Consider the following 23585-nt stretch of genomic DNA (forward strand, 5'->3'; position numbering starts at 1 on the left):
GCGGAGCGATCCGCCCCTTTTTCGTTGTAGGGGCCGCCTCCGTTGTCCGGCTCCCCTGTCCTGCCTCGCTTTTTCCGACATCGTCCCGCGACAGGCCCCAACAGACCTTGCGCCGCGCCCATATCAATCCTCAAGCGGCGGATCGGCGCGCATCGCAGCTGCGGCCAGCCCTTCGGCCTCCAGCAGGAGATCGTCATCCACCGCACCTTGCGGCACGGCCTCGCGCCCGATCATAACCATGACAGGGACGGCCAGCGGGCTGACCCGATCCAACATGACATGGACCAGTTCGCGGCCCGCCCGTTCGAGCACCCCGGCCAGACGGGCCACATCGGTCAAGCGGCTGCGGGCATCGGCCCAGGCGGCTTCAATCAGCACATGCCCAGGTTCATGTTTGCGCAGCACATCGTAGATCAGGTCCGTCGAGAACGTGACCTGTCGCCCGCTCTTGCGCTGGCCCGGATGCTGCCGTTCCACCAGTCCGCCAATCACAGCCACTTCGCGAAAAGCACGGCGCAAAAGATACGAATCCTGCACCCAGGCGACAAATTCATCGGTAAGAATGTCCGGTGACAGGAGCTGCAGCGGATTGTCGACCGGCTTCAGGCCCCAGACGGCCAGACTGTAATCATTGGCAACGAAACCACCCGGCATCAGCCCGCGATCTTCCATCCGCCGCGTGATCAGCATCCCGAGCGACTGGTTCGCGTTCCATCCTTCGAAGGTATAGTAGACCGTGTAGTGCAACCCGTTGTGCGGGAAGCTTTCCACCAGCAGCTTGCCCGGCCCGGGCATGGCGCTGCGCCAGTCCTGCATTTCCAGCCATTCCCGCACATCATCGGGGAACCGGCCCCACCCGGCGCGGTCGGACAACATGGCCTGCACCCGCGCGGCCAGATGCGTTGTCAGGGGCATGCGCTGCCCGCCATAGGACGGGATCATCGCGGAAGTTTTCGCGGCCCGGACAATCACATCCATGTCCTTGATCCGCTCCACCTCAAGGCTCAACCCGGCAAAGTAGAACGTATCGCCTGGTGACAGCGTGGCGGCAAAGCGTTCTTCCACCTTGCCCAGCGCGCGGCCATTACCAAAACGGACCTGCAGCATTTCCGAATCGACGATGATCCCCGCGTTCAGGCGATGCCGCACGGCATGTTCGGGATGGGTCAGCCGCCACACCCCTGCGCGATCGCGCACGATCCTGCGAAAACGGTCATAGGCTTCCAGCGCGTAGCCACCCGTGGCCACAAAATGCAGCACGCGCTGCCAGATTTGCGCATCGATCCAGCGATAGGCGGTGGCGGTGCGCACTTCGGCCAGCAGCGCAGCCTCCTGAAACGGGCCGGAACAGGCGCAGGCCATGATATGCTGCGCCAGCACATCGAGCGTGCCGGGCCGGAATGCCTCGCCATCGCGCTGCCCTGCGTGCACGGCATCGCATGCGGCCATCGCTTCGAGAAACTCGAACCGGTTGCCCGGCACCAGCAAGGCCCTGCTGGGCTGGTCCAGCCGGTGATTGGAACGGCCGATCCGCTGCAACAGGCGCGACGATCCCTTGGGCGCGCCCATCTGGATCACGCAGTCGATATCGCCCCAGTCGACCCCGAGATCGAGGCTGGAGGTACACACCAGCCCCCGCAGTTCACCCCGCGCCATGGCCCCTTCGACCTTGCGTCGCGCCTCTGTCGCCAGCGATCCATGGTGGATGCCAATAGGAAGATTGCCGTCGTTCACCGCCCACAGCATCTGGAACACATATTCTGCCAGAAACCGGGTGTTGGTGAAGATCAGCGTGGTCCGGTTCCGGCGGATTTCGTCCATGATCCGTGGAATCGCCCAGCGCCCTGCATGGCCGCCCCACGGCACGCGCTCTTCCTGCGGGACAAGAATGGCGAGATCCGGTTCCACCCCCTTTTCCCCCTCTACCAGCAGGACAGAACGGGTGTCGTCAGTGGGAGCCAACCATGCGCGGAAGCCTTCCGGATCGGACAGCGTGGCCGAAAGCGCCACCCGCTGCGCCGCAGGGGCTATGCCGTGAATCCGGGCCAGCGCCAGCGCCAGAAGATCACCCCGCTTGCCAGTGGCGAAAGCATGCACTTCATCCACCACAACGCGGCGCAGCGTGGCGAACAGTTCCCGGCTTTCCGGATAGCTGAGCAAGAGCGACAGGCTTTCCGGTGTGGTCAGCAGCACGTGCGGCGGGCGGCTGCGCTGGCGCTTCTTCCGGTCGGCAGGGGTATCGCCGCTGCGCGTCTCGACCCGGATCGGCAAGCCGATCTCCTCGATCGGGGCGAGCAGATTGCGCCGCACATCGTGCGCCAACGCCTTCAGCGGCGAAACATAGAGCGTATGCAGCCCTTCGGGCGGCGCCTTACCCCCAAGCAGCGAAGGGCAGAAATCCGCCAGCGTGGGCAGGAACCCCGCCAATGTCTTGCCCGATCCGGTATCCGCCGCCAGCAGGGCATGGTGGCCCGCCCGCGCGGCATCGTACATGCGCTGTTGATGATCGCGCACATGCCAGCCGCGCCCGGCGAACCAGCCCGCAATCTCAAGGGGCAGCGCAGAGTTCATCCCTGCCGGATCACCGGGTCAGGTTGACACAGTTGACACAGTCCTGGGCACCGACTTCCCATCCCCGATCCGGCGTGGAAAAAACGCCGCCGGGGCGTGCCGGGACAAGGGGGGAGCACCATCCGCATGAGAACGAATGGACCACAAAATGGCGTGGTAGGAAAGCCGGACAGCAGGTGGGCGGGTTCCCTGCCAGCGTGGATCAGCCCGAGATATCAACCGGGGTCGGATCGCAATAGTTTGCCGGGAAATCCTTCTTGCCCACAAGCTTGAGAACCCGGACCAGTTCATCCTTGCTGAGATCGCAGGTGGTCCGTGCGGGCGGCAGATCGGCCGTGGCCGATTTCGCCGCCTCGACCATGGCAGGCATCTGCTCCAGCATGACCGGCATCATTTTCTGCATGGTCTGCATGATTTCCGGATCGAGAAAGATCATCATCGACTGTTCGGCGTAAAGCTTTCCCGTGGGAGTCGCGAAAAAGGCGTTCATCTCATCCAGTTGCTGCGCATTGAAACGCCCGGCATAGGCCCGCTGCAAGGCTTGGCGGACATCGGGTTCGATCCGCGTCATCAGGGCCCCCACCTGATCCATCATCGCCCGCATGCCACCTTCTGCGCGCTGGCGATAGGCCGGGTCATAAATCGCCAGAACCTCTGCCATTTTTGCCTTGTCGATCTTCTGCACATCTTCCACCGGCATATCGACAAGCCCGGCGATCTCGTATGGCGATACGATACCCATGGTATCGATCACCTGCCCGAGAACGGCATCGAGCGAAGCCTTCATCAGCTTCTCGTACGTGCCTTGCGGAAAGATCGCATCGACCGTGCGTTGTGCAGCCGCCAGACGTGCCGGATCGGTGACCTGTGCAACCGCTACCGGCGCGATCCCGGTTGCCGATGGGCCGGAATCATTCGCCGAAGCCGCCAGAGGCATCAAGGCCAGCGCCCCGCCAGCAAGGAGGGTTGAGAGTGCGCGCATGGTTGGTCTCCAGAATCGCCCCGGCTCGTTCCAGGATTGTCGTTTTTCTTCAATGGATCAGCCACGCCGTGCATTCAAGGCTTGCCGTAACGGGCGCGTATCGGCAGGTGCAGCGCATATACCGCAAAATGAAGTGGCATGTTCGCAAACCTCAATCTCGATCACGCAGTGGGCATAGCGATCGGTTTCGCACTGGGGCTTCTGGTCGGAATCCAGCGCGGCTGGGCCTTGCGCGACAACGCCGCAGGCACACGCTTTGCAGGCATTCGCACATACGCGCTGATGGGGCTGGCCGGGGCCATTGCGGGCATGCTGTACCAATCCGCACAAGGCCCGGCGACCGTGCTGCTGGCCGCCGCCGCGCTGCTGATGCTGATCGGTTACGCCCGCACAATCGACCGGAAAGTCAGCGGCACCGGCACACTGGTCGGCCTGCTGACGCTCGCCTGCGGGTTTCTGGCGGGCAGCGGCGAACATATGCTGGGCATCGGCGCCGCCGTGGCGATGGTGCTGTTGCTGGCGCTGCGCAACCCGTTGCATGGTTGGGTCAGCCGTCTGAGCGAGAAGGAAGTGCTATCCATCGCCCGGTTTGCGGTGATTGCGCTGGTGATCCTGCCGCTGCTGCCGGACAAGGGCTATGGCCCCTACAATGCCTGGAACCCCCGCCAGCTGTGGATGGTGGTGGTGATGGTTTCCGGGTTTTCCTTCGCCGGTTACTTCGCGACCAAGGCGCTGGGCACGACCCGTGGTCTGCTGGCGACGGCTGCGGCCGGATCGATGGTCTCCTCCACTGCCGTCACCGCCGATATGGCCGGGCGCATGCGCGAGGGTTCAGGCGATCCGACGTTTCTTTCCGCGGCCATCGCCATGGCATCGCTGGTCATGTTCCTGCGGGTGAACCTGCTGGTGGGCGTGCTGGCCCCCTTTGCGCTTGCCCCTTTCGCCATGCTGACCGCCCCGGCCGCCGTGCTCAGCGTGCTATTCGCCCTGTGGTTCCTGCGCCGCGCGAACTGGGGCAGGCAAGCAGGCGGCGCGGACGATCTCGCCCTAAGAAACCCTTTCGATATCGGCCCGGCACTGCTGCTGACTGTGCTGGTGATGGTGCTGACTGTGGCCGCGCACTGGGTTCTGGCGCGGTTCGGCGATCAGGGTCTGGCCACAGTGCTGGCGATCTCGGGCACGGTGGACGTCGATTCCGCGATCATCACCATGGGCAGCCTGCCGCAGGGTACACTCGCCGCGCAGGCTGCGGCCTTGGTGCTGGCGGTGCCGGTCACGCTGAACACCCTGTTCAAGGGTGGGGTTGCCCTCAGCATTGCGGGCTGGCCCAAAGGGCGCCGTGCCGCCCTGCCATTGGCCGCTGTGGCGGTGACGGTCATCGCCACGGCGCTGCTGAGCGGGTGGGACTGGCCCGGCTGAGCGGCCCGCGATCAGTGCCCGACCGAGGGGCCCCGTTCCAGCCCTGAGAGGTGCAGCTGTTCGTCGATCTGCGCGATCAGGCGTTCCAGCCCTTCGGCACTCTCGCTTTCCGCCCGGGCAACCAGCACGTCCTGCGTATTGGACGCGCGCAGCAACCACCAGCCATCCCGCGTCGTCACCCGCACCCCATCGGTGGCATCGACTTGCGCGGGGCTGTTCGCCAACCGCGCCCTGACTTCCTCCACCACGGCGAACTTGCGCGTTTCATCCACCTGAAACCGTAGTTCGGGGGTATTGATCATCGCCGGCATGGCCCCACGCAGTTCGGTGACCGACTTGCCCAGCCGGGCCGATGCCGCGATCAGCCGGATCCCGGCATACAACGCATCGTCAAAACCGTAGTACTGATGCGCAAAGAAGATATGCCCGCTCATCTCCCCGGCCAGCGGCGCACCGGTTTCCTTCATCTTCGATTTGATCAGGCTATGCCCGGTCTTCCACATCACCGGCGTGCCGCCGCAGGCCGCGATATGATCGAACAGCGCGCGGCTGGCCTTGACGTCGGCAATCACTGTGGCGCCGGGCACGATCCGCAACAGATCTTCAGCGAAGATCGACAGCAGCTGATCGCCCCAGATCACCCGCCCTTCGCCATCGACCGCGCCGATACGATCGCCATCGCCATCGAACGCAATGCCGAAATCGAGGTTCTTTTCCGCCACCAGCGCCTTGAGATCGGCCAGATTGGCCTCAACCGTGGGGTCGGGGTGGTGATTGGGGAAATTGCCATCCACTTCGGTAAACAGCAGATGATGTTCGCCGGGCAAACGGGCCGCCAACGCTTCCAGCGCCGGGCCAGCCGCCCCATTGCCCGCGTCCCAGCCGATACGCAGCGCGGCAAGCTGGTCCTGCGCGATACCCTGCAGGCCATCGAGCATCCGGTCGATATAGGCATCCTGCACCGCGCGCGTTTCCACCGTGCCCGTGCCGTCCTGCCAGTCCCCTGCGGCCGAAAGGCGGCCGAGTTCGACGATATCCTGACCGAAAAACGGGCGGCCCTGGAAAACCATCTTGAAGCCGTTGTAATTGGCGGGATTATGGCTGCCGGTAATCTGGATGCCGCCGTCAACATCGGCTGCGGATGCTTCGGCGTAATAGAGCATCGGGGTCGGCCCCATGCCGATGCGCACAACATCGCATCCGCTGGCCGTCAGCCCTTCGACAAGCGCATGTTCGAGCAAGGGCGAACTGACCCGGCCGTCATAGCCGACCGCCACCTTGCGCCCGCCAGCCCGGCGCAACAGCGTGGCGAAGCTGCGGCCGATCGCCCGGGCATCATCGGGCCCCAGGGTTTCGCCGATAATCCCGCGAATATCGTATTCCCGCAGGATCGTGGGGTGGAACTCGTGCTTCATGGCCGCTCCCATCAGGGTGTCTTGATCCGGGCAAGCAGCAGGTCACGCGCGGCATTCGCATCGTGCACCTGTTCGGACGTGCCGCCCTTGTCCGGATGCACCCGCGTAATCAAACGGCGGTGTGCATCGATAATATCCATGCGCGTGGCGTATTTCCCGACCCCGAGCAAGGCCCGCGCACGTCGTTCCGCCGCACCTTCGCCCGTACCGATCCCGATCATCTGCCACGGCCAGTGCCCCAGCAGAAAACGCGAGGCGAGGCTGACGACGAGCAGGATCGCAAGCAGCTTCGCCATATCCGGTCTCAGCCGACCGCGCTGCGTTTCGCAGGCTGGGCCAATCTTTCCGGCATGGGCAGGTTGAGCGCGCCGACCAGCGAACGCAATTCCTGCCGCGCCACAAGGTGGCTGGTGCCAAGTTCACCCAGATGGCCCTTGTCGAGCAGGGTCAACCCCGAAGGGAACAGTTCGCGATAGATCACGCGTTCGGACAGGCCATGCAGAGTACGGAAACCGACCCGTTTGGACAGTTCGCCCAGCGCCTGTTCGATGCGGACCATGTTGCGCGCCTCGACGTGGCCGGTGCGGTTGCGCACCACCACCCAGTCCATTTCGCGCCGTTGATCCCGTAGCGTGGCCATGGCGCGCTTCTTGCGCGTTTCCCAGATCAGTTCCGCATAGAAGCTCAACCGCTTGACCTTGAAGGTTTCGGCATCGACCTGCCCGATCAGGTCGAAATCGACGAAACTGTCGTTCATCGGCGTGACCAGCGTATCGGCCGTGGTCGCCACATGCCGGGCAAACTGATCGTCGCGCCCGGGCGTGTCGAACACGAGGAAATCGCAACCCTGCCCGATTTCTTCCGCCATGCGATCGAGATCGTCGGTATTGTCGCCCTCGTAGACCGCGAAACGCGCACCCGGCAGTTCGATTTCCCGGCGTTTTTCCGTTTCCTCGCGATTTTCGAAGTAGCGATGGAACGTGCGCTGGCGCGGATCGAGATCGATCGCGGCGACTTTCGCCCCCTGATAGGCAAGCGCCACGGCAATATGGACCGCAGTGGTCGATTTGCCTGTGCCGCCTTTCTCATTGGCGAAAACGATACGATAAGGGGCGGACGTGCTCACGGCGGCAGGGTTCCTGTTGCGTTGCGAACGGTTCAGCGCCACGGCACACGTGACGCATACTACTCATATATGCCCATATCGGAGGCCTGCCCCCATGCAAACCGTCAACACCCTTGGAACCCTGCGCGAAGCTGTGGAGATTTTGCGCCAAAGCGGTCCCGTTGCCCTCGTTCCGACGATGGGGGCACTGCACGAAGGGCACCTGACATTGGTGCGTGAGGCGCAGAAACGTGCGGCTCACGTAGTGGTTTCGATCTTCGTGAACCCCCGGCAGTTCGGGCCGAACGAAGATCTCGATGCTTATCCCCGGCAAATGGCGCAAGACACCCGCCTGCTGGAGGCCGAAGGCACCGCATTGCTCTGGGCACCTGATGTGGCGGAGATGTATCCGGAAGGATTTGCCACCAATGTTTCGGTCAGCGGGGTGAGCGAAGGGCTGTGCGGCGCATCGCGCCCGGGCCATTTCGATGGGGTGGCCACGGTGGTCGGAAAACTGTTCAATCAGGTGCGCCCCGATCTGGCCCTGTTCGGGGAGAAGGACTGGCAACAGCTCGCCGTCATTCGCCGCATGGCCCGCGATCTCGATCTGACTTTCCCGCATGTCGATGCGATTATCGGCGTCCCCACCGTGCGCGAGGCCGATGGTCTGGCGAAATCAAGCCGCAACCAGTACCTTTCGCCCGAAGATCGCCAGGCCGCCGCCGCTTTGCCCGCTGCGATGCACAGGGCGATTGCCGCGCTGGTCGGCGGCGAGGCGGCAGGCACCGCACTGGCCGCCTTGCAATCCGATCTGCGCGCAGCAGGCTTTCACACGGTGGACTATGCCGAACTGGTCGATGCCGCCAGCCTCCAGCCGCTTGCCGCGCCCGGCACCGCACCCGCGCGGCTGGTGGTGGCCGCGCGGATCGGCACGACCCGACTGATCGACAACATGCCAGTGGGTTGATTTGCTTGCCGCCTGCCAGAGCGCAGAGTAAGGAGCGGCGGGGTCCATTTTCTTCCGGTGACGTGGCGAAAATATCGCGCATCGGACCAGGCAGACAGGGAGTTCTCAAATGAAAAAACTGATCGGCGCGGCGATGGCTCTGGCCGTTGCAGCCACGGCAATGCCCGCGCTCGCGAAGGACCAGTCCTCGGCGCGCAAAAAGCAGGCTCAAGGCACGGCGGAAATTCCGCGGTGCGGCCGCAATCTGGGCACAGTCGCCATTGTCGAACCCGACAATCAGTGGTGGCGTGAATTCAGCCTCGGCAGCCCCGAAGCGATTCTCAAGATTTTCGTGCAGCGTTCCGGCTGCTTCACGCTGGTTAATCGCGGCCGCGCCATGACCACCAACCGCGCGATGGAGCGTGAACTGGCCGATCAGGGCGAGCTGCAGCGCGGTTCGAACCTCGGCAAGGGTCAGGTCAAGGCCGCAGATTACCTGCTGCAGCCCGATATCGTTTCGACCAACAAGAATTCCGGCGGTGGCGGCGTTGGCGGCTTCCTCGGCAACTTCGTCGGTGGGCCGATCGGCGCGATTGCTGGCGGGATCAACATCAAGAAGGGTGAAGCCAATGTCACCCTGTCGCTGGTGAATACCCGCACCACTGTGGAAGAAGCCCTGACCGAAGGCTATGCCCGCAAGTCCGACCTGAGCTTCGGCGGTGGCGCTGGCGGCCTGTTCGGCGGCGGCGTGTTCGGTGCTGCTGGCGGCGGCGGCTACCAGAACACCCAGATCGGGCAGATCATCGTTCTGGCCTATCTCGATTCCTACACGCAGCTGGTCAGCCAGCTCGGCGGCCTGCCGACCAACGCATCGGACGCGGCACCGCAGGCCGGCAAGTAACCGGGGCCATCAGGCCAAATTGATCGAAGGAGGCGGGACCGAAAGGTTCCGCCTTTTTCGTACCGCCCACCCCCAGCTTACAACGACCAAGCGGCTCGGGTCGCCGCGCGTCTAACGGAAACCCCGATCGCGGCCGTTCGCCATCGGGCAAGGCCGCGTTCAACGGCCCCGCCCCGATGCCTGTTCAGTCGTCCCCGGAACCACCAAAGGCACCGCCCCCGAATGCGCCGTCAGCGGGATTCTCGCGCGGGCGGAATTGTGCGCGGGCCGCATTGCGTTCGGCCTTGGTCAACTTTCCATCCTTATTGGCATCCTGCATGTCGAAACGGCGCAATTGCGCAGCCAGATATTCGTCCTTGCTGATCTTGCCGTCACCATCGGCGTCGGCGCGCCGCAAACCGCCCCCCGGGCCGCGCGTACCGCGTCCGGCTTCCTGTTCCGCCGCCGTCAGACTGCCATCGCTATCGGTATCGAGCGCGGCAAATCGCGCCTCGGCACTCTTCGCTTCTTCCGCGCAATCCACTGTCGCATCACCCCACGGATCGGCGCGCTGCGCCTGGGCGGCACTACACAGCCCCACGGCAACAACGGCGGCGGCAATCGTCATCTTGTTCATCGCATGACATCCTGTTCGGCAGGCATCCGGAAATCGGGTGCCCGGCGGGGGCGAATCGCCCCCATCTGCACAGGATATGGCGGCCGGTCCGCCACGCAATTTCGGAATGGTCGCAAATTGTCGCAGCGGACCGCGCGGGGGTTCAGTGCCCCGCGAAAGTGATCAGGCAATCGGTTGTGATGCCTTCTTTGGCAAGCATCGTCGCACCATCGAGATCGGGCAGACCGATCACGAACTGGGCATGGTCCACTGTGGCCCCCGCCTCGCGCAGAAGCAGCGCCGCCGCCCGTGCCGTTCCGCCGGTGGCCAGCAAATCGTCCAGCAGGAGGAAGCGGCTGCCCTGCCCCACAAGATGCGGATCAATCTCAAGCCGGTCGGTGCCATATTCGAGCGCATAATCGATGCCGATCGTGGGCACCGGCAGCTTCCCGCGTTTACGCACGGGGAGAAAGCCAAGGCCCAGCCGGGCGGCCACGGCCGCGCCAAAGATGAAGCCGCGCGCCTCGATCCCGGCAATCGCCTCCACATCCAGCGCGGCGGCGCGTTGCGTAAGCAAATCGACCGTCGCCGCCAGCCCTTCACCATCGGCGATCAGCGTGGTGATATCGCGGAACAGAATGCCAGGCCGGGGGAAATCCGGCACCGTGCGCACCAGCGCCTTGAGCGCATCAGGGGTCATCGAAGGCTCCTGCAAAAGCAAACGCCCCCGCATCCGGTGGATGCGGGGGCGTGCATGATTACCGTAAAGGCTGCGGGCCGTATATCAGGCCTTCTTGCCCTTCTTCCCGGCCCATACCTGCTGCTTGGCAAGGTAGGCCAGCACTGTGGCGAAGAGCAGGAAGCCAAGAACCGGCCAGCCCGTCTGCTTGCGCTTGTCGAGCTTGGGTTCAGCCGTCCAGGTCAGGAATGCCGAAACGTCCTTCGCCATCTGGTCAACGGTGGCTTTCGTACCGTCGCCATACGTTACCTGATCGGTTCCGGTCAGCGGCGGCGCCATCGCCAGATTCAGGTTGGCGAAGTACGGGTTGTAGTGCAGCCCTGCCCCGGTTTTGGAATCGGGGAACTTCTTGATCAGTTCGGCCGGCTGCTTCTGGTAACCCGTCAGCAGCGAATAGACATAGGCAGCACCGTCGTGGCGGGCCTTGGTCATCAGCGAAAGATCAGGCGGAACCGCGTTGTTGTTGGCAGCACGGGCGGCGATATCGTTCGGGTAGGGCTTGGGGAAATAATCCGTAGCCATACCCGCACGCGTGGTGGCTTCACCCGTGTTGGGGTCCACACCCGGAACCTGGAAGCCTGCGGCGATCGCCTTGATCTCGGCTTCGTTATAGCCGAGCGCAGCCAGATCGCGGAATGCGACGAGACGCAGCGAGTGACAGGCCGAGCACACTTCCTTGTAGACCTGGAAGCCACGCTGAAGCTGCTGCTTGTCGAACTTGCCGAAGGCCCCGTCGCTCGCCAGCGCGAGGTGCTTGGGATGTTTGTGGAACTCATGCTCGGCGGTTTCCGGCTTGAGCTGCCCTTCGCTGATCACCGTATAGGCGCCCGTGGCGAAGGCCCACAGAACTGCGACCGTGAAGAACAGGCCGACGAGGATACCGATAATGCGAGTCATATCAGATACTTTCTCTCAGGTCCGTTCTCAGTGTGCAGGCTTGATCGCGGCCGCATCGTCCGAACCCAGCACGGCTTCGGTGATCGAATAGGGCAGCGGTTCCGGCTTCTCGATCGAGGAGATGATCGGCAGAATAACCAGGAAGTGCAGGAAGTAGTACGCCGTCGCGATCTGGCTAAGCATGACGTAGGGTTCTTCGGCAGCGGCGCCGCCGCAGTAGAACAGGACAGCCATGGTCGGTATCAGACCGAACCAGAAGAACTTCCGGAACAGCGGGCGGTAGTTGCCCGAACGGACAGGCGACTTGTCGAGCCACGGCAGGAAGAACCACACGAGGATCGAGCCGAACATCGCCAGCACGCCCATCAGCTTCGCCGGAATGATGAAGAAGTCGGCAGTGAAGGCGCGCAGGATCGCGTAGAACGGCCAGAAGTACCATTCAGGAACGATGTGTGCGGGCGTGCTCATCGGGTTGGCCGGGATGTAGTTGTCCGGGTGGCCCAGCGCGTTCGGCAGGAAGAACAGCATCGCGCAATAGATGATCAGGAAGACGCCCAGCCCGAAGCCGTCCTTCGCCGTGTAATACGGGTGGAACGGGATCGTGTCGCTTTCGCTCTTCACTTCAACGCCCGTCGGGTTCGACGAACCCGGGATGTGCAGCGCCCAGATGTGCAGGATCACAACCGCCGCAATCACGAACGGCAGCAGGAAGTGCAGCGAGAAGAAACGGTTCAGTGCGGCATTGTCGGGGGCGAAGCCGCCGAGCAACCAGATCTGAATCGGTTCGCCGACCAGCGGGATCGCGCCGAACAGACCGGTGATCACCTTGGCGCCCCAGAAGCTCATCTGACCCCAGGGAAGCACATAGCCCATGAAGGCCGTGGCCATCATCAGCAGGAAGATCACGACGCCCAGCAGCCACACCATTTCGCGCGGCGCCTTGTACGAACCGTAATAGAATCCGCGGAAGATATGGAGATAGATCACCACGAAGAACGCACTGGCGCCGTTGGCGTGCGCATAACGCAGCATCCAGCCCCAGTTCACATCGCGCATGATATGTTCGGTGGAATCGAACGCCACCAGTGCATTCGGCGCATAATGCATCGCCAGAATGATCCCGGTGACGATCTGCAGCACGAGACAGAAGCCCGCGAGAACACCGAAGTTCCAGAAATAGTTGAGATTGCGCGGCACCGGATAGCCGGAGCCAATCGCATTGTAGACGAAGCGCGGAAGCGGAAGCCGGTCATCCACCCACTGCATGACGGGGTGCGACGGCTTGTATTCGTTTGCCCAGGGAAAGCTCATGGTCGTCCTCTTTCGCCTCAGCCGATCTTCACGACAGTGTCGGAGTTGAATACATATTCCGGAACTTCCAGGTTCTTTGGAGCCGGACCTTTGCGGATGCGTGCAGCGGTATCGTAGTGCGAACCGTGACAGGGGCAGAAGTAGCCACCGAATTCACCACGCACTTCGCCTTCGCCGGCGCCGAGCGGCACACAGCCGAGATGGGTGCAAACGCCCATGGTGATCAGCCAGTTTTCATGGCCTTCCTTGGTGCGTTCCGCCAAAGTCTGCGGATCGCGCAGCGACGACACCGAAACGGCGTTGGCTTCTGCGATTTCCTTGGCGGTCAGATTGCGAACGAACACGGGCTGCTTGCGGAAGACCGCCTTGATTGCCTGCCCGGGCTGGATCGCGCTGATGTCGATTTCCGTGGAGCTTTCGGCCAGCACGTCCGCCGAAGGCGACATCTGGCTGATCAGCGGCACCAAAGTGGCGACACCGCCAACTCCGGCCGCCGCAACAGCAGCGATATTGATAAAATCACGCCGACGGACGCCATCTTCGCCAGCCGGGGCGTCGACGGTTTGTATATCCGCGGTGCCAGTATTTTCAGCCATCAGCCCTGCCTTGCCAATGGACACACCCTGCGTGAAACAGGGCACATCCCTTTAAAATTCCTGCCGGATGTGCGTTAAGGAACCCCCCTAGCCGCACAGTCGGCGCACGCATTGCCAGCGCGCTGCCTATGCCGGTTTGGCGGGGCTGATATACGTGAAGGCGCCGCTTGCCAACAGGCTTTTAGGCCTGATGGCTGCGAAATCAGCCTGCGAGAGCAATTAACGAGAACTGACGACCGTAATTCGCGGCCCCCTCGTGGGTGGCCCGACGGTAGGAATAGAAGCGTTGCGGATCGCTGTAAGTGTCCAGCCCGAGCGGATCGATCGTGCCCACGCCTGCGCGCCGCAATTGCCGTTCGACATAGTGTTCCAGCGCGAACTGATAGTGCCCCGCCTTGCCCGGAATAAAGAACTGCGCATCTTCTGGCGCAAAGTTCGCGCGAAAATCTTCCCCCACTTCATAACTGGGCTGGCCGATACATGGGCCAATCGCCGCAACGATCCGATCGCGCCGGGCCCCGAGCTGTTCCATCGCCGCCACGGTTGATTCGATCACGCCGCCATGCGCGCCTTTCCATCCGGCATGGGCCGCGCCGATCACCCCCGCATCGCGATCCGCGAACAGCACCGGGGCACAATCCGCGGTGACGATGCCAAGGATCAACCCAGGGCGATTGGTGACCAGAGCATCGGCATGGGGCCGTTCGCCCTGTTCGTCCCACGGATCGGTCACAATCACGCAGTCGGGCGAATGGACCTGATAGACCGTCACCAACCGCCCGCCCGGCAGCACCGCGTCGGCGGCAAGGCGGCGATTTTCGGCAACGGCATCGCCATCATCCCCGGCACCGCGCCCGACATTGAGCCCGGCCACCAGACCGGTGGAGACACCGCCTTCGCGCGTCAGAAACCCGTGCGCCACACCGTCGAGCAACGCGGAACGGATCGGCCTAACCAAGTGAGCGCCCCACTTGTTCCGCCGTATCGCGCGACAGGTTGGGCGCCGCAGCGACCCGTTCGAGTTCTGCCCGCATCAGGGCGGAACGCCCCGGCTCGATCCGCCGCCAGCGCCCCAGCGGCGGCACGAACCGCGCCGCTGTCTGTGCGTTGATCGGATCAAGCGCGAGAATGAGATCGGCAATCATGCGATAGCCTTCGCCACTGGCGGCATGAAACGCCTGCGGGTTCACCGCGAACGCCATGTAGAGCGAACGCACGCGATTCGGATTGTTCATGGTGAAATCGGGGTGCTGCGCCAGGTGTTTCACATGCTCCAGCGCCTGCGGGTGCAGCGACCCGGCCTGCAGCGAGAACCACTTGTCCGTGACCAGCGCATTGCCTTCATAGCGGGTTTTGAAATCGGCGAGGAACGTCTCGCGGGCGGGCGTGTCCAGCCCGGCCAGCACCATCAGCGCCCCTTGCCGGTCGGTCATGTTATCGGCGGCACTGTACTGTGCCGCCGCCAGTTCGGCCGCGACCGCCGGGGCACCGGCCGCCAGCAGCACCAGCGCCTGCGTCTTCAGCTTGCGCGCGCCGCGGGCCACGGCCTCCAGACCATAAGGCACAGCCGATGCCCGCGCGTGCAAGGCGACCAGCCGGTCCTCAAGCCGCTGCCCGAGCCAGGCCTTCAACCCTTCGCGGGCGGCGTGAATCGCGCCCGGATCGGCTACCAGCAGCTGTTCCGCAAGATAGGCTTCACCCGGCAGCATCAGCAGTTCGCCGCGCATCAGATCGTCCAGCGCGGGATCATCGAGTATGGCGGCCATCGCCGCGCCGATCGCGTCCCGGCCATCGCCATCGCCAGCCTTCCCGCCATCGGCGGTAAGGTACTGCACGGTCAGGCTTTGCATCGCCTCGTACCGCGCCAACGGATCATCGTCGTGCGCGGCAAGGAACACCAGTTCATCTTGCGGCACCGCCCGCTCGATCGCGACCGGCGCGGAAAAGCCCCGGTTGAGCGACAGCACCGGCGGCTTGGCAAAGCCCGGGAAACGGAACGAATCGCCCGCCTTGTCGAACACCACCAGCTGTTCGCCGCCATGGTCCCCGCTATCGCGGTCAAACAGCGCCAGCCGGAGCGGAATGGGCATCGGCTGCTTGTCCGGCTGCCCCGGCGTGGCCGGAACCGTCTGGCTGAGATGCAGGATCGCCGCATCCCCGTCATGTTCCAGCCGCGCCTCAACCCGCGGCGTCCCCGCCTGACTGTACCACAGGCGAAACCGCGACAGGTCCAGCCCTGTGCCGTCCTCCATGGCGGTGACGAAATCTTCGCAGGTGGCGGCTTCGCCATCGTGCCGGTCGAAGTAGAGATCGCTGCCTTTGCGGAAATTCTCCGGCCCGGCCATGGTCCGCATCATGCGGATCACCTCGGCCCCCTTGTTATAGACGGTCGCCGTGTAGAAATTGGAGATTTCGCGATAGGAATCGGGGCGGATCGGGTGCGCCAGCGGCCCCGAATCCTCGGGGAACTGGGCCGCGCGCAAAACCCGCACGTCCTCGATCCGTTTCACGCTTTCCGAACCCATGGCCTGGCTGAACAGCTGATCGCGCAGCACGGTAAAGCCTTCCTTCAGCGAAAGCTGGAACCAGTCGCGGCAGGTCACGCGGTTGCCTGACCAGTTGTGGAAGTATTCGTGCCCGATCACCCCTTCGACCGCATCGTAATCCGCATCGGTTGCCGTTTCGGGATCGGCCAGAACGTAACGGGTGTTGAAGATGTTGAGGCCCTTGTTCTCCATCGCGCCCATGTTGAAATCGGAAACCGCAACGATGTTGAACAGGTCGAGATCGTATTCCCGGCCGAACGCTTCCTCGTCCCACTGCATGCTTTTCTTGAGCGAGCGCATGGCATGATCGGTGCGATCGAGATCGCCATCGCGCACCCAGATTGCCAGATCGACCTTGCGGCCGCTCATCGTCGTGAAACTGTCACGCCGTGCCACCAGATCGCCGGCAACCAGCGCGAAAAGATAGGACGGCTTGGGCCAGGGATCGTGCCATTCGGCCCAGTGCGTCCCATCGCCGTTATCACCCGATGCCGTGCAGTTGCCATTGGACAGCAACACGGGGAAACGGCCCTTTTCCCCCGTCAGCCGCACACGATAGGTGCTGAGCACATCGGGACGATCGGGGAAGAAGGTAATCCGGCGGAACCCTTCCGCTTCGCATTGTGTGCACAGCATCCCGCCGGAGGCGTAGAGCCCCATCAGCTGGCTGTTGGCGCTGGGCGTGATTTGCGTTTCGACAGAAACCTCGTGCGCATCGCCGGGCAACGCTACAATCAGATCGGCGCCATCCATGTGCCAGTCATTGGTGATCACCCCGTCGACCATGACCGAACGGGCCGCCAGCCCATCGCCATTCAGACGAATCGCATGATCCCCGTCGCCCGCCGGATTGCGGCGCACGGACAGGCGCGAACGGACCTGCGTGGCATCGGGGTCCAGCGCGAAATCGAGCCCGACCTCGTCCACCAGCCATGCCGGAGGACGATAATCCGCGCGGCGGATTTCCTGCGGCTGCGCGAGAACGGGGGCTGCTACGGCAGGCTGGGCATTGCCGGAAAGGGCGGACGGGTCGCGTGCGATATCCATAACCTAGCACTTAGGTGCTTTCGTCCGTCCGTCCAGTGGGTAGAAGGCAAATATGGCTGATTTCTTTCTTTTCGGGCTCGGTTACAGCGCCCGCGTTCTTGCGGACCGGCTCCTTGCCGATGGCTGGGCCGTGCAGGCGACAGGCAGCGCGGGCACGATTGCCTTCGCCGATGACGATGCCGTGCGCGCCGCGCTTGCCAGGACCAGCCACGTCCTCTCGTCCGTCCCGCCAGAGCCGGATGGTGCCGACCCGGTGCTGACCCGTTATGGCGATGCCCTGTCCGGGAAATGGCTGGGCTACCTGTCATCCACCGGCGTCTATGGGGATGCCGGGGGCGCATGGGTCGACGAAAGCAGCCCTGTGGGCGTCGGCCGCCGCAGGGCGCGCGCCGCCGCCGATTCGGCATGGCTGGGGGTCGGAGCCCATGTGTTCCGCCTGCCCGGCATCTATGGACCGGGTCGCAGCGCGCTGGATCGCGTGCGGCAGGGCACGGCTCATCGTATTGCTCTGCCGGGGCAGGTGTTCAGCCGGATTCATGTCGAAGATATCGCCGAAGGCGTGCTGCACGCGCTCACCACACCGGGCGGGGCGTTCAATCTGGCCGACGATCTGCCCGCCAGCCAGAACCGCGTCATCGCGGAAGCGGCCCGTCTGCTGAACAGGGCGCCACCACCGCTGGTCTCTCTGGAGGAAGCAGGCCTCTCCCCCGCAGCGCGCGCGTTCTATGCGGAAAACAGGCGGGTTGCGAACGGCAAGGCGAAACGCCTGCTTGGCTGGCGCCCACGCTATCCTACATATCACGCTGGACTGCAGGCCATTCTCGCAGCCGAAGCCACAAAGAGGAACCTATGAGCGAATCCATCGAGATCCTCCGCCAGATCGATGCCACCGGCGGCGAATATCAGGCCATTGTGCCCGGCAGCCCGCATATCGGCCACATGACATGGCGGCAGGTCGGCACCGGCGGGAAGGATGTCCGCCTCGTCAATCACACGCTGGTCCCACCGGAAATCGGCGGACGCGGCATTGCGGCGCAACTGGTGCAGGCGTTGATCGACGATGCCCGCGCGCAGGATTTCCGGATCATTCCGCAATGCAGCTATGTCGTGGCACAGTTCCGCCGCCATCCCGATTGGGCAGACGTTCTGGCCAGCTAAACCCGGGTTCACGCCCGCCACTTGCCATGATTGGGGAAAGGGCTGGTGCTGCTGGGGAGGATTGAACTCCCGACGCTACAACACACATCATTGGAAAACTTAGACTTTTTTAGATCGGCTTGGGAGGCTGTAATGCCCCATTGTAACAACCGCGACAAGCCCTGAATCCTGTGTATTCGATCGTTGTTTCGACCCGCAGGCCGGCTCATAGCCCAACTGACCGAGCGCACCGACATCAACCATAAGGTATCTGACGATAACGAGACCCCCGCAGAGTGCAGGGGTCTCGCCTTTCTCTACTTCCGCTCGGGATGCTTTATGCGCTCCCGCTCGGTCGTCGCAGGGTGCCGCTGAGCATATCGTTCAGTTACAAAGCGCCCCGTCTGCGAACTGCGATGGGACGTTTGTGTCGGCACTTTCTTACCGGACATGGCGTGTCCTTTTCTGAAAGTGACCTGTCTCATATCAGCGAACGAAAAGGGGTGCCCCCACCCACCATGCGCAATGGCGAGTGGAGGCCGTGATTGGCTAGTCGTCCACGATCACGGGAAACGCGCGAATACCGCGCTCACGAGCATAAACTCGTTTTCCTTTGATCGTGATCCATGCACGCCAGATCACTCGCTTACCCGGAGGTGCGCTGATCTTCGACATGTCATACCTCATTCATGAGGGTGGCCCGACAATCTTTGCGTCCGATCTGAACCGTGCTACGCACGGCTTGCACACAGGTCAGGATCGCGCACCCGTAACAGGGGCCACATTCTGTTCCGGGATGGGGAGGTTCACTTTCATGTGGACTTCCCCGTTTCCCTGAGTCCTCAGCATAGCTTCAGAATCGGCAGCATGTTGGAGGCCCGGGCTTACGGGAGCAAGGTGTATGGACCTGTGGATATTGTGGATAGCGCGAGTTGAGTTTCATGACGATTACGATCAGATGAGGCGACTCGCAGGAATCCCTTATGTTGCGAGCGCGGCAACCCCGGTCGTTATAATCGGGGGAAAGTAGAGTTTTCCACAGCCCCCTGATTCGTATACCCTGCATTTGGCACCGTCCACTTGCGTCGATGGCTATGATGCCAACCGAATCTGTATCGAATCGGATGATTCTCAGATTTTGACGTCAGACTCGCCATTCCATGTATCAATCGCACTCGACGATGTTTGGCTGAAGTCCTCGTGTGAGACGGTAGTCCTTACTGAATCCGCATAGCTCGCCCCCATACCCCCAATCCAACGCTCGCAGGAAAAAGAGCCGCTGGCCATTTCCTGTACGATCTTTGGCCGTCATCTTGCTGACCATCGCGACGCGCCGTCCCGTATCGTTACCGGTCGTTTACGGTACACCTCCGGAGGGTGTATCAAAAAATAGGTTGACGGGAGTTTCGGTGCACTTCTAGAATCGATGCACGGTTCCGATACAGGGGGATGCACTATGACCCGCACATTTGCCTACTGCCGCGTCAGCACGCTAGACCAGACCACAGACAATCAAGTGAGGGAGATCGAGGCCGCAGGCTTTGCCGTGGAGCCCAAGAGGATCGTCACAGAGACCGTCTCCGGGTCTTTGCCCGCTATGGAGCGGAAAGGCTTTACCAAGCTCCTAGACCGGCTTGAGGCAGGCGACGTGCTCATCGTCACTAAGTTGGACAGGCTGGGCCGTAACGCGATGGACGTTAGGGCTACGGTCGAGAAGCTGGCAGCCGAGGGCATCCGCGTTCATTGCCTTGCCTTGGGCGGTGCGGACCTCACCAGCCCAGCCGGTAAGATGACCATGAACGTTATTGCTGCAGTGGCAGAGTTCGAGCGGGACCTCCTGATCGAACGGACGCAGGCTGGCCTCAGCCGAGCCAAGGCGGATGGTAAGCGGCTGGGCAGGCCGATGGCGCTCACCGAACAGCAGCAGTCCGAGATAGCCGAGAAGCGCAAGGCTGGGATGAGCCTACGAACTCTGGCCAAGGAATACGGCACCAGCTTGGCATCAATCCAAAGGGCAGAGGCAAGGGCCGCCTAGAATGCCCTGAGAAGCCCTGTGAGAATCTTATGGGATAGATGGGCCCTTGGGTAGCGGAGAGCTCACATTGACTCTGAGAGGGACCCTGAGGAGTCCTAGCGTCCATAGCGCAAGTGGAGTGCGGCAATGGATATAGCGGGCGCACTCTACGACCTTAGGTTGTCATGGGCTCACGTGCAGGACGCGGCTGGGTTCTACCTAAGGGTTTCCATATGGCTCTATGGGCGCTTAGGAAGGCCACCGGGTAGGTCATATGCGCTTACCCTATCTGTCTCTTTTTCCACGGAGATAGGTACGGATGAAACCCACGATAATTAGCCATCAGGTCATTTTGGGACCGTACAGAGAGATACCCGTATCTGTCTCAAAAACCATGGCTACCATGGGGTACCCCTGTTCCAAACAGGATACCTCCTTAGAGGGTAACCAAGAGATATATCTAGGAATAGAAATCCCGGATGACCTACAAGGCAAACGACCCTGAGTGAGATACCCATATCTGTCTTAAAAACCATGGGTTATCCATGGGGTACCCCCTGATGAAAACAGGATAACTCCGTTAGAGAATACCATAGGGATATACCTAAAGATCATATCCCGGATGATACCCTAGGGGAAATACCTCTAGAGAGGCCCTAAGGGACCACCAGGGCAAATCCCAGACCATATCGACGGGTAGAGATGAAGCTCATTATCGTCAGAACTGATAACGAGGTAGCTTCTCTATGGCATCCCTCAGAGTGGCGAGAGGGACTGATCCGTACTTCCCTCCTTCATGTCGAGGTGCATGTCCCTGTATCTTGTCGGCAATGTGCTCGGGGATACCTGCCGCGCGTGACTGGGTTTTGAACCTGTGCCGCCACCCATGGTTCGGTTGCGGGGTAATGATACCAAGACTCCGGACCCACTTAGCAAGATCACTCGCCCGAATCTTGGAGGCAGGGTTGATTTCGTTGCCCGCTCCCTGCCGATAAAAGAGAGGTGTAGCGTCTCCAGCCTTGGCAAGTTGGGTAATGCCCTGCTCGACAAGATGAGAGTGCAGAGGGACCTTCCGAGCCTCATTGGTCTTTACACCACCGTCAGCCTCGGGGCTGATGAGTACGTACCAGATGCCCCCTTCTTTTTGAATGTCCATGGCCCGGAGCTGCGTCATCTCCCCGACGCGCGCACCCGTGTAGGCACATAGCCATGGCACCCAGCGCCTCGCTAGAGCATGATGTTTGGTCAGCTTCGGGGGTTGAGGTTGAAGTGCAGCCCGCAAGATGGTGGCGGCCTCACCATCGGAGTGGTCGCGCTCACGTGGCTTTACCGGCTTGGGCGCTCTGACCGTCAATCCTGCGGCAGGATTAGCGGGAAGTTCGCCGTCATCATGCGCGATTGCGAAGGCTGCGCGAATGGCTGGCAGGTATCCATCCACGATGGTCTTCCTGCTCAGCCCTTCAGCCACCAACCTGGCGATCCACGCGTTCATGTCAGCCCGTGTCACATGACGTGCATCATCATGGCCAAGATGCTCGATCAGTTTCTCCACCGCCCTACGCCATTTACGGACAGTTTTCGGTTTCGCCGCACCTGAGACAGCATAGCGATCGAACAGCACACCCAACTCAATCCTAGAACTTGTGGAAGTCTCGTTGATCGGGGCTATACCGAGCCTCTGATTGCCCGCATTCAAGACAGACACAGCCTGTCTTAGGGCCGCGAGCTCCGCATCTTGTTCTCTCAAGAGATCGATTGCAGCCGCCTCTTCCGGTGCCAACATGGCAGTGCTGGTGTGTCTCCGAATCCGCCATAGCGTCCGAAGGTCGCTGCGCGCTTCCCGTCGCTTTCTACTTTCCTCTTCAAGAAACCCCCGAGCGGCTTCCTCCTCGAGTTCTCGCTGGGGTCTCAGCGATACCTCCGGTGCTTCAGTGGAGGTTCGAGCTAACTCATGCCGAGCGGCATCGATCAGATCATCCGTTTCGACCTCATGAGGCCGCAGTTGCCGTTTGGCCGATTCGCGATCCTTGACGCCTAAGCTAAACTTCCACTCGGTTCGAGGCTTACCCGAGGAGGTCTTGAAGAACCCTAAGAGGTCTTTGGGAACAGCGCGGCGAAAGTAGTAGGTCGAACCGACCTGATCGAGATAGGAACACATGGGTGGTCTCCGTTACAAATGTAACAGCCGACTGTCAAAAACCCCAAGTTTTCCGAGAGTTTCCAGCATTTCTGCGGGAAAGGCTGGTGCTGCTGGGGAGGATTGAACTCCCGACCTCACCCTTACCAAGGGTGCGCTCTACCACTGAGCTACAGCAGCGTTACCAACCTGCGCGATCTGCCTGTCGAGCAAGCAGCACCGCGAGAGGCGCGCGCTATTGCTGCGAGCCGCGAACTTGTCAAGCGGTGCTGGACACCTGCTTGCCAAAACATCGATTGCGCGGCACTGCAATGGACCATGAACGACAAGCCTGCCGCCCTTTCCCGCGAGGAACGCCTTGCTGCCAAGCTGCGCGAAAATCTGCGTCGCAGAAAGGCACAGGCACGCGAAATCAACGCAATCGAGGATGGATCAAATGAAGGATCCGACAAGGGCGGCACGCACGCTCTTTCCAAAGAGCCGCGGAAAAGCTAGGGGCCTGCGCTTCTAAAAAGTCTCGCAGAGGAGCCTCGATCCCGTGCCCAGCCTTATCCTCGTCCGCCACGGCCAGAGCCAGTGGAACCTGGAAAACCGTTTCACCGGCTGGTGGGATGTCGACCTGACCGAAAAGGGCGAAGCGGAAGCACGTGCCGCCGGGCAATTGCTGGCGGAAAAAGGCCTGCTGCCGACAGTCGCCTTCACCTCGTTGCAGACCCGGGCGATTCGCACGCTGCATCTCGCGCTCGAAAATTGCGGACGGGTGTGGATTCCCGAAACCAAGGACTGGCGCCTGAACGAACGCCACTATGGCGGGTTGACCGGGCTGGACAAGGCCGAAACCGCAGCCAAGCATGGCGCCGATCAGGTGAAGATCTGGCGCCGCAGCTTCGACACGCCGCCGCCGCCGCTGGCCGATGACAGCGAATTCGCGCTGGCCCACGATCCGCGTTACGCAGGCATCGATGTTCCCGCGGCCGAAAGCCTGAAAGACACGATCGCGCGCGTTCTGCCCTATTACGAAAACGCTATCCTGCCCGCGCTGAAAGCCGGGGAAACGGTGATCGTTTCGGCGCACGGCAACAGCCTGCGCGCTTTGGTGAAGCATCTGTCGCAGATTTCCGACACGGATATTCTCGAACTGGAAATCCCCACCGGCCAGCCGATCGTCTATGATTTCGACGCGGCCTTCCAGCCGGGCGAACGACACTATCTGAAGGATCGCTGAGC

Annotated in this window: 22 protein-coding genes and 1 tRNA gene; 8 read left to right on the plus strand and 15 right to left on the minus strand. The window is 62.1% G+C overall.

Annotation, left to right across the window (positions count from 1 at the left end):
- Window positions 1-123: 123 nt before the first annotated feature.
- Window positions 124-2571: a ligase-associated DNA damage response DEXH box helicase gene (locus EGO55_RS08085; RefSeq protein ID WP_021689935.1), complete on the minus strand. Its 2448-nt coding sequence runs from the start codon at window positions 2569-2571 to the stop codon at window positions 124-126.
- 202 nt (window positions 2572-2773) lie between these two features.
- The gene (locus EGO55_RS08090) at window positions 2774-3553 is read right to left on the minus strand and encodes a DUF2059 domain-containing protein (RefSeq protein WP_021689934.1); all 780 of its coding nucleotides are present in this window, start codon (window positions 3551-3553) and stop codon (window positions 2774-2776) included.
- 138 nt (window positions 3554-3691) lie between these two features.
- Between EGO55_RS08090 and EGO55_RS08095 the strand changes: the two genes are divergently transcribed.
- Window positions 3692-4972 (plus strand): MgtC/SapB family protein, encoded by a 1281-nt coding sequence (locus tag EGO55_RS08095; RefSeq protein WP_021689933.1) that lies wholly within the window; start codon window positions 3692-3694, stop codon window positions 4970-4972.
- Window positions 4973-4983: 11 nt separating this feature from the next.
- Here the strand turns inward: EGO55_RS08095 and pgmG are convergent, their stop codons facing one another.
- The 3 genes from pgmG to EGO55_RS08110 are packed head-to-tail and all read right to left on the minus strand — an operon-like array spanning window position 4984 to window position 7513.
- Window positions 4984-6387: a phosphoglucomutase/phosphomannomutase PgmG gene (pgmG, locus tag EGO55_RS08100; protein WP_040715313.1), complete on the minus strand. Its 1404-nt coding sequence runs from the start codon at window positions 6385-6387 to the stop codon at window positions 4984-4986.
- An 11-nt stretch (window positions 6388-6398) separates the two neighbouring features.
- The gene (locus tag EGO55_RS08105; protein WP_021689931.1) at window positions 6399-6683 is read right to left on the minus strand and encodes a J domain-containing protein; all 285 of its coding nucleotides are present in this window, start codon (window positions 6681-6683) and stop codon (window positions 6399-6401) included.
- A gap of 8 nt (window positions 6684-6691) precedes the next feature.
- Complete coding sequence (locus EGO55_RS08110; RefSeq protein ID WP_021689930.1) at window positions 6692-7513, minus strand: division plane positioning ATPase MipZ; 822 nt, start codon at window positions 7511-7513, stop codon at window positions 6692-6694.
- Window positions 7514-7607: 94 nt separating this feature from the next.
- On the opposite strand from EGO55_RS08110, the gene panC reads away from it, so the two are divergent.
- On the plus strand, window positions 7608-8459 hold the full coding sequence (panC, locus tag EGO55_RS08115; RefSeq protein ID WP_021689929.1) for a pantoate--beta-alanine ligase: 852 nt from the start codon (window positions 7608-7610) through the stop codon (window positions 8457-8459).
- A gap of 109 nt (window positions 8460-8568) precedes the next feature.
- Complete coding sequence (locus EGO55_RS08120; protein WP_021689928.1) at window positions 8569-9339, plus strand: CsgG/HfaB family protein; 771 nt, start codon at window positions 8569-8571, stop codon at window positions 9337-9339.
- A gap of 184 nt (window positions 9340-9523) precedes the next feature.
- On the opposite strand, the gene EGO55_RS08125 is transcribed toward EGO55_RS08120, so the two are convergent.
- From EGO55_RS08125 to pepN, 7 genes are all read right to left on the minus strand, one after another.
- The gene (locus tag EGO55_RS08125) at window positions 9524-9955 is read right to left on the minus strand and encodes an EF-hand domain-containing protein (RefSeq protein WP_021689927.1); all 432 of its coding nucleotides are present in this window, start codon (window positions 9953-9955) and stop codon (window positions 9524-9526) included.
- 142 nt (window positions 9956-10097) lie between these two features.
- Complete coding sequence (locus tag EGO55_RS08130) at window positions 10098-10634, minus strand: adenine phosphoribosyltransferase (protein ID WP_021689926.1); 537 nt, start codon at window positions 10632-10634, stop codon at window positions 10098-10100.
- An 84-nt stretch (window positions 10635-10718) separates the two neighbouring features.
- Window positions 10719-11570, minus strand: coding sequence for a cytochrome c1 (locus EGO55_RS08135; RefSeq protein ID WP_021689925.1), 852 nt, complete (start codon window positions 11568-11570; stop codon window positions 10719-10721).
- Window positions 11571-11597: 27 nt separating this feature from the next.
- Window positions 11598-12881 carry a cytochrome b gene (locus tag EGO55_RS08140; RefSeq protein ID WP_021689924.1) on the minus strand — a complete coding sequence of 428 codons (1284 nt, stop codon included), beginning with the start codon at window positions 12879-12881 and terminating at the stop codon, window positions 11598-11600.
- 17 nt (window positions 12882-12898) lie between these two features.
- Window positions 12899-13477, minus strand: a complete 579-nt coding sequence (gene petA / locus EGO55_RS08145) for a ubiquinol-cytochrome c reductase iron-sulfur subunit (RefSeq protein ID WP_052023669.1) — start codon at window positions 13475-13477, stop codon at window positions 12899-12901.
- Window positions 13478-13679: 202 nt separating this feature from the next.
- Entirely contained in the window at window positions 13680-14435 is a 756-nt protein-coding gene (pgeF, locus tag EGO55_RS08150) for a peptidoglycan editing factor PgeF (RefSeq protein WP_021689922.1), read from the minus strand.
- Window positions 14428-17070: an aminopeptidase N gene (pepN, locus tag EGO55_RS08155; RefSeq protein ID WP_021689921.1), complete on the minus strand. Its 2643-nt coding sequence runs from the start codon at window positions 17068-17070 to the stop codon at window positions 14428-14430. Before pepN ends, pgeF begins: the two co-directional genes overlap by 8 nt.
- Window positions 17071-17122: 52 nt before the next feature.
- Between pepN and EGO55_RS08160 the strand changes: the two genes are divergently transcribed.
- Together EGO55_RS08160 and EGO55_RS08165 are read left to right on the plus strand one after the other, a co-directional pair.
- On the plus strand, window positions 17123-17923 hold the full coding sequence (locus tag EGO55_RS08160; protein ID WP_021689920.1) for a Rossmann-fold NAD(P)-binding domain-containing protein: 801 nt from the start codon (window positions 17123-17125) through the stop codon (window positions 17921-17923).
- Window positions 17920-18228 carry a GNAT family N-acetyltransferase gene (locus EGO55_RS08165; RefSeq protein WP_021689919.1) on the plus strand — a complete coding sequence of 103 codons (309 nt, stop codon included), beginning with the start codon at window positions 17920-17922 and terminating at the stop codon, window positions 18226-18228. The genes EGO55_RS08160 and EGO55_RS08165 overlap by 4 nt, the downstream gene beginning before the upstream one ends.
- 528 nt (window positions 18229-18756) lie before the next feature.
- On the opposite strand, the gene EGO55_RS21380 is transcribed toward EGO55_RS08165, so the two are convergent.
- The gene (locus tag EGO55_RS21380) at window positions 18757-18882 is read right to left on the minus strand and encodes a hypothetical protein (protein WP_268871144.1); all 126 of its coding nucleotides are present in this window, start codon (window positions 18880-18882) and stop codon (window positions 18757-18759) included.
- A gap of 781 nt (window positions 18883-19663) precedes the next feature.
- Here EGO55_RS21380 and EGO55_RS08170 point away from each other — a divergent pair.
- A complete protein-coding gene (locus tag EGO55_RS08170; protein ID WP_021689918.1) occupies window positions 19664-20242 on the plus strand; it encodes a recombinase family protein in 579 nt (192 codons plus the stop codon).
- Window positions 20243-20939: 697 nt separating this feature from the next.
- Here the strand turns inward: EGO55_RS08170 and EGO55_RS08175 are convergent.
- Together EGO55_RS08175 and EGO55_RS08180 are read right to left on the minus strand one after the other, a co-directional pair.
- Window positions 20940-22379 (minus strand): DUF6538 domain-containing protein, encoded by a 1440-nt coding sequence (locus EGO55_RS08175; protein WP_021689916.1) that lies wholly within the window; start codon window positions 22377-22379, stop codon window positions 20940-20942.
- A gap of 84 nt (window positions 22380-22463) precedes the next feature.
- A tRNA-Thr gene (locus EGO55_RS08180) sits at window positions 22464-22538 on the minus strand.
- Window positions 22539-22676: 138 nt separating this feature from the next.
- On the opposite strand from EGO55_RS08180, the gene EGO55_RS20670 reads away from it, so the two are divergent.
- Entirely contained in the window at window positions 22677-22853 is a 177-nt protein-coding gene (locus tag EGO55_RS20670; protein ID WP_021689915.1) for a hypothetical protein, read from the plus strand.
- 43 nt (window positions 22854-22896) lie between these two features.
- Window positions 22897-23583, plus strand: coding sequence for a 2,3-diphosphoglycerate-dependent phosphoglycerate mutase (gene gpmA / locus EGO55_RS08185; RefSeq protein WP_021689914.1), 687 nt, complete (start codon window positions 22897-22899; stop codon window positions 23581-23583).
- The last annotated feature ends 2 nt before the right edge of the window (window positions 23584-23585 follow it).

The sequence above is a fragment of the Caenibius tardaugens NBRC 16725 genome (genome assembly GCF_003860345.1).
Taxonomy (GTDB): Bacteria; Pseudomonadota; Alphaproteobacteria; order Sphingomonadales; family Sphingomonadaceae; genus Caenibius; species Caenibius tardaugens.

Excerpts from the sequence above, each read along its gene's own strand:
- EGO55_RS08085 (WP_021689935.1), bottom strand. The coding sequence starts at position 2,571 with ATGAACTCTGCGCTGCCCCTTGAGATTGCGGGCTGGTTCGCCGGGCGC.
- EGO55_RS08090 (WP_021689934.1), bottom strand. The coding sequence starts at position 3,553 with ATGCGCGCACTCTCAACCCTCCTTGCTGGCGGGGCGCTGGCCTTGATG.
- EGO55_RS08095 (WP_021689933.1), top strand. The coding sequence starts at position 3,692 with ATGTTCGCAAACCTCAATCTCGATCACGCAGTGGGCATAGCGATCGGT.
- pgmG (WP_040715313.1), bottom strand. The coding sequence starts at position 6,387 with ATGAAGCACGAGTTCCACCCCACGATCCTGCGGGAATACGATATTCGC.
- EGO55_RS08105 (WP_021689931.1), bottom strand. The coding sequence starts at position 6,683 with ATGGCGAAGCTGCTTGCGATCCTGCTCGTCGTCAGCCTCGCCTCGCGT.
- panC (WP_021689929.1), top strand. The coding sequence starts at position 7,608 with ATGCAAACCGTCAACACCCTTGGAACCCTGCGCGAAGCTGTGGAGATT.
- EGO55_RS08120 (WP_021689928.1), top strand. The coding sequence starts at position 8,569 with ATGAAAAAACTGATCGGCGCGGCGATGGCTCTGGCCGTTGCAGCCACG.
- EGO55_RS08125 (WP_021689927.1), bottom strand. The coding sequence starts at position 9,955 with ATGAACAAGATGACGATTGCCGCCGCCGTTGTTGCCGTGGGGCTGTGT.
- EGO55_RS08130 (WP_021689926.1), bottom strand. The coding sequence starts at position 10,634 with ATGACCCCTGATGCGCTCAAGGCGCTGGTGCGCACGGTGCCGGATTTC.
- EGO55_RS08135 (WP_021689925.1), bottom strand. The coding sequence starts at position 11,570 with ATGACTCGCATTATCGGTATCCTCGTCGGCCTGTTCTTCACGGTCGCA.
- EGO55_RS08140 (WP_021689924.1), bottom strand. The coding sequence starts at position 12,881 with ATGAGCTTTCCCTGGGCAAACGAATACAAGCCGTCGCACCCCGTCATG.
- petA (WP_052023669.1), bottom strand. The coding sequence starts at position 13,477 with ATGGCTGAAAATACTGGCACCGCGGATATACAAACCGTCGACGCCCCG.
- pepN (WP_021689921.1), bottom strand. The coding sequence starts at position 17,070 with ATGGATATCGCACGCGACCCGTCCGCCCTTTCCGGCAATGCCCAGCCT.
- EGO55_RS08160 (WP_021689920.1), top strand. The coding sequence starts at position 17,123 with ATGGCTGATTTCTTTCTTTTCGGGCTCGGTTACAGCGCCCGCGTTCTT.
- EGO55_RS08165 (WP_021689919.1), top strand. The coding sequence starts at position 17,920 with ATGAGCGAATCCATCGAGATCCTCCGCCAGATCGATGCCACCGGCGGC.
- EGO55_RS21380 (WP_268871144.1), bottom strand. The coding sequence starts at position 18,882 with ATGTCGAAGATCAGCGCACCTCCGGGTAAGCGAGTGATCTGGCGTGCA.
- EGO55_RS08170 (WP_021689918.1), top strand. The coding sequence starts at position 19,664 with ATGACCCGCACATTTGCCTACTGCCGCGTCAGCACGCTAGACCAGACC.
- EGO55_RS08175 (WP_021689916.1), bottom strand. The coding sequence starts at position 22,379 with ATGTGTTCCTATCTCGATCAGGTCGGTTCGACCTACTACTTTCGCCGC.
- EGO55_RS20670 (WP_021689915.1), top strand. The coding sequence starts at position 22,677 with ATGAACGACAAGCCTGCCGCCCTTTCCCGCGAGGAACGCCTTGCTGCC.